We start from the raw sequence: 12,629 nt of genomic DNA on the forward strand, positions 1-12,629 counted from the left end.
TACTAAAGAGTTTATAAACATGTCTGAAAGTTTCAAAGAATTGTTTGAGCAAAGTATTGCCGGCGCTCAATTTTATCCTGGTGCAATTATTAATGCTAAAGTTATTGGTATTGATAGTGATTATGTCATTTTAAATGCGGGTCTAAAATCTGAAGGAATTGTACCTAAAGAAGAATTTTATGACAAAGATGGCGCATTAGAAGTAAATTTGGGTGATACGGTTGAAGTAGCCTTGGATTCTGTGGAAGATGGCTATGGCGAAACAATCCTTTCAAGAGAAAAAGCAAAACGTCAGGAAGCTTGGCGTAAATTATCCAAATCACATGAAAGCAATGAAACAGTTACAGGCCTTATTTCTGGAAAAGTTAAGGGTGGTTTTACTGTTGAAATTGGTTCCATACGCGCATTCTTACCTGGATCATTAGTAGATGTCAGACCTGTAAGAGATCCTTCTTATCTTGAAGGCAAAGAGCTTGAATTCAAAGTAATCAAAATGGATTTAAAGCGTAATAATATTGTGGTATCACGTCGTGCAGTTGTTGAAGAAGAAAGTAGTGCTGATAGACAAGCATTGCTTGAGTCCCTACATGATGGCCAAGAGCTTCATGGTATTGTTAAAAATCTTACCGACTACGGTGCATTTATTGACCTAGGTGGTATCGATGGTTTACTGCATATCACTGATATTTCTTGGAAACGAGTGAAACATCCGAGTGAAGTATTATCCGTTGGCCAGGACATAAAAGTAAAAGTATTAAGTTTTGATAGCGAACGCAACCGTGTTTCTTTAGGCATGAAGCAACTAGGAAACGATCCTTGGGTTGATCTCGTTGAACGTTATCCTATAGGTAAAAAATTACAAGGCAAAGTAACCAACATTACTGATTATGGTTGCTTCGTGGAAATTGAAGAAGGTGTTGAAGGCCTAGTTCACATGTCTGAAATGGATTGGACCAACAAAAACGTACATCCAAGCAAAGTGGTTGCTCTGGGTGATGTTGTTGATGTTATGGTTCTTGAAATTGATGAAGAAAGACGTCGTATTTCTTTAGGTATGAAACAATGTGTTGGCAATCCTTGGCAACAATTTGCTGCAAGTTACAATAAAGGACAAAAAGTAAGTGGTAAGATTCGTTCAATTACTGACTTTGGAATCTTTATTGGTTTAGATGGAGATATCGATGGCTTAGTTCATTTATCTGATATTTCTTGGACAACTCCTGGCGAAGAAGCAGTAAAACAATACAAAAAAGGACAAGAGATTGAAGCAGTTATCCTAGCTATTGATCCTGAACGCGAGCGTATTTCTTTAGGAATTAAACAACTTGAAGGGGACAGCTTCGCAAGTTTTGTAGATGAGTACACTAAAGGTGCAATAGTTAAAGGTACGGTTACTGCCGTAGATGCAAAAACAGTTACTGTAGCATTAGCTGATGATATTACAGGTACTATTCGCGCAAGTGAATTATCTGATGACCGTGTTGATGATGCCACTGCTGTTGTCAAAGAAGGTGATGAAATTGAAGCAAAAATCATAAATGTTGATCGTAAAAATCGCTCAATCACACTTTCAGTAAAAGCAAAAGACGCACAAGATGAAGCAGATGCCATTAAGAAGTATTCCAGAACCGAAGGTTCTTCGACTACAACTTTAGGTGATTTGCTCAAGGAAAAAATGGCTAGTAAAGAAAGTGAATAATTTTTACTGCTAATGAGTTAAAAAGCGTAGATATATCTACGCTTTTTTTGTTTTGTTAACCTGGGTGAAATGAGATGTAGCCCAGGTTAGTATAGTTATTGTTTCCTAGATGATTCATGGTATTACCCTGAATCTTCTGTATAATTTGCAGAAAAGCTACGTTTGATACATTTTGAATAAAAATTACTCTCAAAAGCGCAGCATAAATTATTATGCGGGCATTTTTGAGAATTATTTTCATCCAACCTGAATTCAAATCTGACTTTTCCCCAGGTTTTTGACTAAGAAACAGGGTTTTACCCATGCTACAAAAAAGGAAGACTTCAATGCGCATATTAGTGCTAGTTATTTATATTCTTCTTATTGTTATTGGTGTTAGCTTTGCTGCCTTAAATGCGACATCGGTAGATGTTAATTTTTATTTTGAAACACTATCAATGCCTATTTCTGTTTTGATGACGATTATGCTGGGGATTGGTGTTTTAATAGGTTTTATATTTTTTATAGCACGCTATTGGCGCTTAAAAGCAGAGTGTCACAGACTCAAAAATCAATTAAAATTAACTGAAAAAGAAATTAAGAACTTACGTTCAATCCCATTGCAAGATCAACACTAGTTTTATTATTATAAATATAACATGCACAGAGGAGGGTAATAATGATAGATTTATGGCCATTACTATTGCCTGCTGCTGCGTGGTCAGGTTGGTGGATGGCAAATCGTAGCAAATCAAAAGATATTCCAAACCTTGCTAATCGCTTATCTCGTGAATATGTTGTAGGGCTTAATTATTTATTAAATGAACAGTCTGATAAGGCTGTTGATATATTTATTAAGTTATTAGAAGTAGACAGTGATACGGTTGAGACTCATCTTGCTTTGGGAAGTTTATTCAGGCGTCGGGGGGAAGTTGATCGGGCTATTCGTATTCATCAAAATTTAATTGCTAGACCTCAATTAAGCTTGGTGCAAAAAAAAGAATCTTTAATGGCTTTAGGCCAAGATTATATGAGTGCGGGTTTATTCGATAGGGCAGAGCGAATTTTTTTAGAAGTGGTTGAATTAGGCGGCTCGAAAGAGACCCGTAGCCTACATGGTTTGTTGGCGATTTATCAACAAGAAAAAGCATGGGAAAAGGCATTAGATGTAATTAAAAAATTAGAAATTACAACGGGTACAAGTTTTCATCATCAAGCAGCTCATTATTATTGTGAGATGGCAAGTCAAGCATTGAAAACAAACTCTTTAGACAAGGCTGCTTATTGTATTAAACAAGCAATTAATGTTGATGTGGCTTCTGTGCGTGCGAGTTTAATGCATGCAAGCTTAGAAATGAAAGAAGGGCGTTACAAACAAGCAATTCGCTCATTAAAAAGAGTTCCTCAACAAGATGCTGATTTTTTAACGGAGATTATTGAACCTTTAGTTTTATGTCATAAAGAATTAGATACCATGGATGAATGCATTAAATATCTTGAGCAAACTTTAGCGGATAATCCTCGTGCTTCAGTAATTTTTGTTATCGCGGAATATTTAAAACAACAAAAAAATATGGATGCAGCAATAGATTTTGTAGCTGATAATTTGAGCAAACATCCATCCATACGCGGTTTAAACCAATTAATTTATTGGCATCTTGAATCTGCCCATGGAAAAGTACGCGACAAATTACAAATGCTTTATGATATAACTAGCAAATTTTTAGACAACAAGCCAGTATATCGATGTATACACTGTGGGTTTGGTGGAAAACATTTACATTGGCATTGCCCTAGTTGTAAAAACTGGGGAAGAATGAAGCCAGTTCATGGCTTAGAAGGGTATTAACTATTTTTAAGAGACTATGATGCAATTTATCGATTTAAAAAAGCAATATTCAATAATTGAACACGATATTTTAAACAGCATAAAAAATGTTTTGAATCATGGACAATATATCATGGGCCCGGAGATAGCTCAGCTTGAAAAGCAATTGGCTGAATTTGTCGGAGTCAAACATGTTATTGTTAATTCAAGTGGGACTGATGCACTATTGATGGCACTTATGGCTTTGGAAATTCAGCCTGGGGATGAAGTCATTACTACGCCTTTTAGTTTTTTTGCGACCACAGAGGTGATCAGTTTATGTCAGGCTAAGCCAGTTTTCGTGGATATTGACCCACTTACTTATAATATGAATTCTAATCAATTAGAAAGTGCCATTACCAATAAAACTAAGGCAATAATGCCCGTCGGTTTATATGGTCAATGTGCTGATCATGATGAAATTAATGCTATCGCTGAAAAATACGGCATTCCCGTAATTGAAGATGCTGCCCAAAGTTTTGGTGCAACATATAAAGGGCGATACTCTTGTGCTTTATCTACAATTGGATGCACAAGTTTTTTCCCATCTAAGCCTTTAGGAGGCTATGGAGATTCAGGTGCATGCTTTACTAATGATGATGAATTAGCGCAAAAACTTATTGAAATACGGATTCATGGCCAAAATGCACGTTATTGCCATAATCGTATTGGCATTAATGGGCGAATGGATACGATTCAGGCTGCGGTTCTAATTGAAAAAATGAAACTTTTCCCTGACGAAATTATTATGCGTCAAAGAGTGGCTAAAGCATATGATCAAATGTTATCACCGTTAGTAAGAACACCATTTATCCATAGCCATAATACGAGCGTATATGCTCAATATACCATTGAAGTAAGTAATCGAGATGCTTTTCAAAAAGCAATGCAAGAATTAGGAGTTCCTACGGCAGTACATTACCCTGTCCCTTTGCATCAGCAAACCGCCATGGGTTATTTAGGTTATAAAATAGGTGATTTTCCTCATGCAGAGCAAGCAAGTCGCCGTGTTATTAGCTTACCTATGCATCCTTATCTACAAGAAGCAGAACAAAGCAAAGTAGTTGCAGCAGTTAAAGAAGCGTTAACATTACACGAAGAAGAGGTAATGGCATAAAATGTCACCTAAATTAATTGTTGCTTTAGATTTTAATACAGAAAATGATGCTTTAAATTTAATAGATAAACTCGATCCTAGTGATTGTGTCTTGAAAGTGGGAAGTGAGCTTTTTACTTTATTTGGAACTCAATTTGTAAAGCGATTGATCCAAAGGCAATTTAAAGTGTTCTTAGATTTAAAATTTCATGATATTCCAAACACCGTTTCAAAAGCTTGCAAAGCGGGTGCTGATTTAGGTGTTTGGATGATGAATGTACATGCAGCCGGTGGTGCCAGTATGATGCAAGCAGCAAGGGATGCGATTGAGTCTTATGGTGTTGGCAGGCCTCTATTAATTGCAGTAACTGTTCTTACTAGTTTTAATCAGAATGAATTGAGTACTATAGGTATTAATATACCCATAATTGAACAAGTAGAAAAATTAGCATCTCTGGCAAAAGAATCAGGTTTAGATGGTGTTGTTTGTTCTGCTCAGGAAGTAAAAGTCATAAAAAACATTTGTGGTGATCAATTTATAACTGTTACGCCAGGGATACGATTAGAAACGAGCCCAAAAGATGATCAATCAAGAGTAATGACGCCAAAGCAAGCCTTTGAGGCAGGTAGTGATTATTTAGTAGTTGGTCGACCAATCACTAAAGCAGCAGATCCCCAAAAAGTTATCTCTGAAATTTTAAAAGATATAGCTTAACTTTTGAAGTTTCGATCCACGCTTTAGAATAAAAGCCACTGCTGTTATGTAGAAAATCTTTTCTATCTCCTAAGTATTCTATCTTGCTCCTAAAAAGCTACCTATGTGTGGTAATTGCTTTTAGGAGACGGTAATTCCAATAGAGATTATCACATATCGACCTTTCAATTGGAGCGGCTTTAAAATCAAGACAATTTGTTGCAATATCATGAGGATAGAATGCAGCTATCATAAGCATATATGGATTTTTATTTCAGAGTGGAATATTTTTAATCCTGTCAATAATTTATTTTTACTATTTAATTTCTGAGTAATTTGTGTTAATTATATTTGTGATGGATAAAAAAATAAAAACAATGCTCATAAATTGACATGAAATATAGGTGACAAGTAATAGGTAGGCTCGAGATAAATAAAGCAAGATTTTCAAATTTATGGACTATCATAACTTAAGGATAAGTAATGACACCACAACATATAATTAGCCAGCTGCTTGAGTCAGACTCTTTCCAATACCCACAAAACCTAGAATTATTAAAAAAAATCATTATTACTGCCTATTTAGGACGCCTCCAAATTAATGGTTTACCACCAGACAATCAAATTGCTTTAGGTAATTATTTATTTGATAACGAGCAATTAATATTTGATTTTACACGTTTAAGTGATGAGAAAAGAGCGATATTTCTACACTGGTTTTTGGAGCCTCATCAAAAAGAAAAAACTAAAACTTTTTTAAGTGGCTCTACAGTAAATGAATATCGTGGATTTACTGCAGAAGTCTCTTTAACTTGGTGGGGTAGAATAAAAAGCTGGATTGAAGGAACGTATCTAGAGTACTGGAAAATAAGTGATTTAAATTTATCGCTGAAAAATATATCTCAGTATAAGCTGACGGGAATTGAAATGTGTCATGGAAGTCATGGGATATTAATTGGCTTTCATCAATTTCTTGTTCCTGGTACAGGAACAAAATATAAAGATCCCAATGATCCTCAGCAAGAGCCACTGGGAAACACAAAAAGAGTTTTTATTACTGATAAGCTTGTTGATCGACTAATTTCTTTAAATATCAAAAATATTAAATTTGAATCCATATGCAAAAACCCACATCCGCAGTCAATAGAGGTAACTGATCCGCAAGAGCGACTTGATAAAATGTATGATTATCGAAAAATGCAGCGGTTTATGTCCCTTAAACCTTGGTATATACGTATGTGGAGCTGGTTATTTCCCTGGCTAACTGAAGAAAAAGAAAAAAGTAAAGCAATTAAAGAAAAACAAATTGTTCCATTGTATGAAACAAAGAAATTAGAAATATTTCGTTTTTTAAAATCACATCAGATCCTGGTGCGAGAAAAAAAACCGAATATCGAGAATATCGTTTTTTGTGGTGGTGGTGCCAAAATTTATGCTCATGTTGGCGTCTGTAAAGCCCTCAATAAAGCTAAAATTTTTCCTGAAAAATTTGCCGGTAGCTCTGCAGGTGCGATTATGGCACTAATGTGTTATCTAGGTTACACTGGAGACGAAATTGAAGAGTTATTTAAGCATTTTAAACACGAGCATTTAGTTCATTTTGATATTAATCTCAATGGAATTTCAGAAGCACACTCATTAAAGACAGCTTTAGACTTTGCCATTACATATAAATTAAACCAAATTATTACCCAATATCAAATTCCGTATCCTGAAGGAAAAATTACTTTCGCCACTTTAGAAATGATACGTCAAAAGTGTCCCGGTTGTGGAATTGGAAAAGAACTGGTTGTCACTGCCACTAATAAACGCCAAGGCAGTACACGTTACTTTTCATTAGTTCGTTCTCCACATTTTGAAGTTAGCGAAGCAGTTAAAATTTCAGCGAGTTTCCCAATAGTATATCGTTCAACGCTTATTGATGGAGAAGAGCATAATGATGGAGGAGTATTAAATAATTTTCCTACGGAAGCATTTTTTGATGATCATTCGACTTTACTCGAGTCTGAATATGGCAACAATCTAAAAGTACTAGCGGTAAAATTTGATGATGGTCCTGAAAGAAAAGCGATAGATCGAGTGATGGATAAAGTCTATAGAGAAAACGTCATTCTTAACGGGATTTACACGTTACTAACTGGTGTGAGTGATCCTGCAAGTGGTTGGGAACGAGATCGCTTAAAATTAAGAAAATACGCATGCCAATCAATAGTGATTAATGTAGATAACGTATCAAGCTCTTCTTTCTCCGTCAGTGAAAAAAGTAGAAAAGAAATGATTGAGTCAGGTTATAAGGAAACACTAAATTATTTAAATATGCGCTATCATAAAAATGAACTGCAGGAATATGAAAATGAAGAATATATGTATTCAACCTTTAGCTCACTAGGTGAATTGCTTTCTTATTGTTGTTATAGAGGAGATAAATATTGGTTTGATGTTGTCTATCAACTTATTGAAGAGTCTACTGCTCCAAATCAAAGTGAGTTAATGAAACAAGCAGAAGAGTTAAAAGCCCTTTATTTTAATCACTCAAATGCTGTAATTCAAAGTCCTAAGCATGAAGAGAATCCTTTTACTTTTTTTGGCAATGAAACGCTACAATCATCTGTATCTTCAATTCGATCAGAACATCATAAAATTTTGTTGGCGGTGTTTCCTATTTTTTTAAAATTATCCCAAGATCTTTTAAAGGACAGTGCTGATAAAAAATTTTTTGATGACGCACGCCATGCATTTTCATTAAAATCTCCTTTTGCCTGTTTGAAACATTTTGCAAAAATTCGTAAGGAAACACACGTGATTATTCCCATTGTGATTAATTTGTTAAAGGAGCTGAAAGAAAATCCAAGTGAAAAGGTATATAATGCATTGAATCAACTATTGCAGTTGCTCACATCGAGTAAGAATCTTTATAAAGAAGAGTATTTTGCACGCTGGGATTTGACTTTCTCACAAAGTATGCGGCTATTGAATGTGATAAGTGACAATTCACATCCCCATTATCGCTTAATACGCTCCATAAGTCGAAAATGCGAACCTATGCAACGTGTAGTTGCAGGAGTTTTTTGTGAGGATTATGATGATTTTGAACGTGAAGAAGCCTTTTCTTATACTGTCTAATCTTTTAATCATCAAAATAATTTATAAAATCAAGTCCCGAATTAAGGAATGACATAAAATTAAATGTGTTTTTATAAAAGCAAGAGGGTTTACTTTACTTGAACTGCTTATCACAATGACTTTGTTTGCAAGTTTATTAACTATTAGCATAAGCTCATATAGTTATTTTACGCGAAAAAATGAGCAGCAAATAATAATTGATGAGCTACGAAATGCAATGCAGTACGCTAAGGTACACGCAATGATAAATGGTAATTCCGTGTTCCTTATGCCATTAGATGTTTCATTGAATTGGTCTAAAGGCATGACTTTGAATTTCCTGAATAAACAAACAAATCAGGTGGAATTAATTTATCAATGGCAATGGAGTCATCCGCGCTGGAGTTTACATTGGATAGGGGTTAGCTCCAATAATAAAATTGTTTTTTCCAATAATCCAAGTCACGCTATGTGTAATGGACACTTTAGTTTAATAAATAATAATACTCATGAACAAATTACACTTACTTTAAATAGATTAGGTAGAATAAGAGTAAGTAATAACTTGTCCCTAAAGCAGTAATTTTGTAAGATCATACTGAAATATATTTTGTAAATAATCAAAGTCCATGCCTATCAATACTCATTCTATTTTTGTAATTAATGCACAAAGCCCTGAAAATCTTAAAAAGTGGCTTAATTATCAATCTTCGTTAACTGAGATGCTGCAAAAAATCAAGGGCGAAGCACAGCTTGAACTAATTTCCCAACAGTGGGTAAATCCAGATTGGTGGGATCAAAATGTCCTACAAATTCAAGACGACTGTATTTTCAAGCGCGACATTATAATGAAAAGCCACGGGGTTTCTTATTGGTTTGCGCGAAGTATTATTCCTGAGAAATGTTACGAGCTTGAGCCTTCGTTTTTTGACCGTTTAAAAAATGAATCAATAAAAAACTTGATCTTTGGAAATAATAAAGTACAGCGTATCAATGGAATAAATTATGCAATTGATCCTCATTGTATCGAGTTTTATTGGGTGAAAAAGAATATTAATACTGTTGAGGGTATTCTCTGGGTGCGACTGAGCGAATTTTCTTTTCAACAACGCGAATCTTTTTATATAGCAGAAATAATGCTTCCTGAGTTAGAGTTTGTTTTATGAAGTGGAGCGCATATTGGCGTTTAATGCGTTTTGATAAACCAATAGGAATTTTACTACTTTGGTTTCCAACTGCTTGGGCATTATGGCTTGCTAATAAAGGGATGCCTAATTTTAGACTTTTAGCTTTTTTTGTGTGTGGTACCGTATTAATGCGTGCTGCAGGTTGCATCATGAATGATGTTGCGGACAGAAATATCGATAAACATGTCATGAGAACTCAATTTCGCCCATTAACCGCTGGCGAAGTAAGCTTGACGGAAGCATTCATTTTATTAGCTTTGTTGCTTTTAATCGCATTATATATATTAGTTCAGCTGCCTAAAAATTGCTTTTATTTAGGAGTGATCGCTCTTTTCATCTCATTTATTTATCCTTTTTGTAAACGTTTTCTAAATGCACCACAATTAGTGCTTGGATTTGCATTCTCAATGGGAATACCTATGGCATTTGTGGCTTCTAATGTATCTTTAAATAGTGAATTTTTTCTGTTATTTCTTATTAATTTTGCCTGGATTTTGGCATACGATACTATGTATGCAATGACGGATAAAATAGATGATTTGCGAATAGGTGTGAAATCTACAGCGATTTATTTTGCAAGTTATGATCGGTTAATTATTGGTTTATTACAAGGTTTATTTCATAGTTTATGGTTACTCTGGGCTATTATTAACCAAGTAAATGTATTGTTTTATCTATTATGGTTGCCGGCCAGTTTAATTTTAATTTATCAGCAAAAGCTGATTTATAATCGAGAACCTCAAAATTGTTTTAAAGCCTTTATTGTCAGTGTTTATTATGGGGCTTTGATGTGGTTGGCCGTTGGGGCGGGCATTTAATAGTGATTTTGGATTATCAGCCCCAACTTTCTAAACTAGGAGTGACACAAGCGGTAATACTTTTTCGAAGATCCTCTAAGAAATAATGCTATTGATTTTTTTTGTATTTTGTATGTATCTTCTAGTATTGCCCCTACTGCCAAAAGAAGATTATTATCGGTAACCGTAGCCTTATTAGTCATTTTTTTTATGAGACTGCTCTTAGTATTGTTATTTAATTTTTTCACCAGTTCCGTAAATGAGTTTAGTGCGTCTGCAAATGTCTGTTGATACCAAACAATATAATCGCTTTTAGGTTCAAAAATATCAGTTGTAATTAAGGACGAAAATCGGTTTATTAATTGTGCATAATTGGGATCATCTGAAAAAACTTTATCAATATTTTGAATGTCATGTAGATCTTTTATAATATTCGGTACTACCTCTCGATTGAGATTAGCACAGATAGTTAGATCTTTTTGGTTTTGTTCTAGTTCTGCGGATGACTGATTCATAGCATATATCCTTGATAGAGTTGTTGCCACTCATAGCCCTTAACTAATATAACCTGGGGTTTGCCGTTTGGTTTATTCAATATTAAATCTATTTTCACGTGTTTCTTCATTTTTAACTGGTTCTTTCGATAAGTGAAGATTGCGAACTATAAATCTAAAAATAGCCGAAAAAAGATTACTAGATGCTTCTCTACATGCTTCCCAGCCCGTGAAGGGTTTTTTCACCTCTTGTTGTTTTGGTTCTTTGGGAATCATTTGCTGTATTTGTTGATTTTTATTTGATAAATATTCTTTGTATGTATCTCGTTGCGGCTCTGGAACATATTTATCAATAATTTCAGACGAGTCCAGCTTAGCCATTTTACCAAGTTGACCGTTGAATCCTGCTCGAATTACATTAAGATGCTCCGCATTAAGTAAATATTTGAAACTATCGCCCATTCCTACAACGTTAGCAGATGCAATTAAATTGTTTATTGCGCCTTTGATAATTTCGTCAGGTGTTCCTAAATTTTCCCAATTAGTTGGCTCAAAGCCTGGTTCTCTCATTTTTGCAAAAGACTGTTCGCTTTGTATGTGCTGGAAACAGCAGTCAAAATCAAATGGGTAGCATTTATTACCTGATATGGAAACATTCGTCATACCTAAGTCTCCTTGCCCGATATACCAATTAAAGGCAATTACTTCTCCTAAGGAAGCTAGAAATTGCTTATTGGTCATCGGAAGTTCACCACGCCATAATTTGTCAGATAATAGCGACTCCATATTATACTGAGGTAACGTAACACTCCATTGATCAGGTTTTTCTCGCTCTGGCTTGGGCGCTATACTTGCTTCAGGATTATCAAACGCAGGATGACTCATTCCCGCTTTCTTAGCAATTTCCACACTTACTGCTTCAGCAATAGCCCCTTCTTTATCTACTACTTTCTTAGTGTAAGGCATGATAATACCATTAATAAGTCGTATTATTTAATATATAGTACATATAAACGTTTTTTGCGTATTGAGTTAATGACCTGAGGGGTTGTCAGCTTTTCTACCATAAAATATTCCATGCAATTTGTAGTACATGGAGGATAATAGCGCGTTTTAGTTTTAATATAGAGTCACACTGATGGTGTTTTTATCAAATATGTGCGCAATAATCTTCATCACGGTCGTTAAAGCAATCTTTGGTTTTCGTATATACTGTGTAAATACCAGTATACACGAAAAAATATAAGTAAAGAAAATAACCCTGGAAATTTAAAAAATCTCACTGCCATTATCGGCAACAACACGAGTATGTTTGCCATAAATGACCAGAATTTTTTGTTTATTTTTGAGCTTTAAATCTTCTGATTGTACTACAGAGATGATTCCTCCGGAGTTTAATTTAATAACGTACTCAACGCCACGTGTTTGACTATATCCGCTATCGACGAGATTATTGTTTGTACTGTTATTCATACTAGCTGTATTACGTAAATGAACAGGGCGTTTAGATATAATGGTTCCTGGAATAACTTTTTTTACTTTACCTACTTCATTTGTATCGTATTCACCAGGTGGTAGCGTGTTATTACAACTTGATAACACGAGACCAAAAAGTATAACGAGAAGTGATTTAAAAAATAGTTTGTTTCTTTGCATAGATTAAACTCCAGTTGAAAAGTGAACTAGAATAACTTTATATTCCTTATTTAAGTAA

Annotated in this window: 12 protein-coding genes; 9 read left to right on the top strand and 3 right to left on the bottom strand. The window is 34.7% G+C overall.

Annotated features, from left to right (window positions below):
* Positions 1–19 precede the first annotated feature (19 nt).
* The 9 genes from rpsA to ubiA all read left to right on the top strand — a co-directional run bounded on the left by rpsA (position 20) and on the right by ubiA (position 10,442).
* The gene (gene rpsA / locus EL220_RS07970) at positions 20–1,699 is read left to right on the top strand and encodes a 30S ribosomal protein S1 (protein WP_027269900.1); all 1,680 of its coding nucleotides are present in this window, start codon (positions 20–22) and stop codon (positions 1,697–1,699) included.
* Positions 1,700–2,025: 326 nt separating this feature from the next.
* Positions 2,026–2,316 carry a LapA family protein gene (locus EL220_RS07975; protein WP_027269902.1) on the top strand — a complete coding sequence of 97 codons (291 nt, stop codon included), beginning with the start codon at positions 2,026–2,028 and terminating at the stop codon, positions 2,314–2,316.
* A 41-nt stretch (positions 2,317–2,357) separates the two neighbouring features.
* Complete coding sequence (gene lapB / locus EL220_RS07980) at positions 2,358–3,527, top strand: lipopolysaccharide assembly protein LapB (RefSeq protein ID WP_027269903.1); 1,170 nt, start codon at positions 2,358–2,360, stop codon at positions 3,525–3,527.
* Between the two features lie 19 nt (positions 3,528–3,546).
* Complete coding sequence (locus EL220_RS07985) at positions 3,547–4,662, top strand: DegT/DnrJ/EryC1/StrS family aminotransferase (RefSeq protein WP_027269904.1); 1,116 nt, start codon at positions 3,547–3,549, stop codon at positions 4,660–4,662.
* Position 4,663: 1 nt separating this feature from the next.
* Positions 4,664–5,356 carry an orotidine-5'-phosphate decarboxylase gene (pyrF, locus tag EL220_RS07990; protein ID WP_027269905.1) on the top strand — a complete coding sequence of 231 codons (693 nt, stop codon included), beginning with the start codon at positions 4,664–4,666 and terminating at the stop codon, positions 5,354–5,356.
* A gap of 462 nt (positions 5,357–5,818) precedes the next feature.
* Complete coding sequence (vpdC, locus tag EL220_RS07995; protein ID WP_027269906.1) at positions 5,819–8,458, top strand: Dot/Icm T4SS effector VpdC; 2,640 nt, start codon at positions 5,819–5,821, stop codon at positions 8,456–8,458.
* Positions 8,459–8,699: 241 nt separating this feature from the next.
* Positions 8,700–9,020 carry a pilus assembly protein gene (locus EL220_RS08000; RefSeq protein ID WP_232002701.1) on the top strand — a complete coding sequence of 107 codons (321 nt, stop codon included), beginning with the start codon at positions 8,700–8,702 and terminating at the stop codon, positions 9,018–9,020.
* Positions 9,021–9,066: 46 nt separating this feature from the next.
* Positions 9,067–9,603, top strand: a complete 537-nt coding sequence (locus EL220_RS08005) for a chorismate--pyruvate lyase family protein (protein WP_027269908.1) — start codon at positions 9,067–9,069, stop codon at positions 9,601–9,603.
* Entirely contained in the window at positions 9,600–10,442 is an 843-nt protein-coding gene (ubiA, locus tag EL220_RS08010; RefSeq protein ID WP_027269909.1) for a 4-hydroxybenzoate octaprenyltransferase, read from the top strand. Before EL220_RS08005 ends, ubiA begins: the two co-directional genes overlap by 4 nt.
* A 35-nt stretch (positions 10,443–10,477) precedes the next feature.
* Here ubiA and EL220_RS08015 read toward each other — a convergent pair whose 3' ends face one another.
* The 3 genes from EL220_RS08015 to EL220_RS08025 form a co-directional block, all read right to left on the bottom strand.
* On the bottom strand, positions 10,478–10,936 hold the full coding sequence (locus EL220_RS08015) for a hypothetical protein (protein ID WP_128130855.1): 459 nt from the start codon (positions 10,934–10,936) through the stop codon (positions 10,478–10,480).
* Between the two features lie 72 nt (positions 10,937–11,008).
* Complete coding sequence (locus EL220_RS08020) at positions 11,009–11,881, bottom strand: hypothetical protein (RefSeq protein WP_027269911.1); 873 nt, start codon at positions 11,879–11,881, stop codon at positions 11,009–11,011.
* A 303-nt stretch (positions 11,882–12,184) separates the two neighbouring features.
* Positions 12,185–12,571, bottom strand: a complete 387-nt coding sequence (locus tag EL220_RS08025; RefSeq protein ID WP_027269912.1) for a hypothetical protein — start codon at positions 12,569–12,571, stop codon at positions 12,185–12,187.
* Positions 12,572–12,629 lie beyond the last annotated feature (58 nt).

This window comes from Legionella sainthelensi, assembly GCF_900637685.1.
GTDB lineage: Bacteria > Pseudomonadota > Gammaproteobacteria > Legionellales > Legionellaceae > Legionella > Legionella sainthelensi.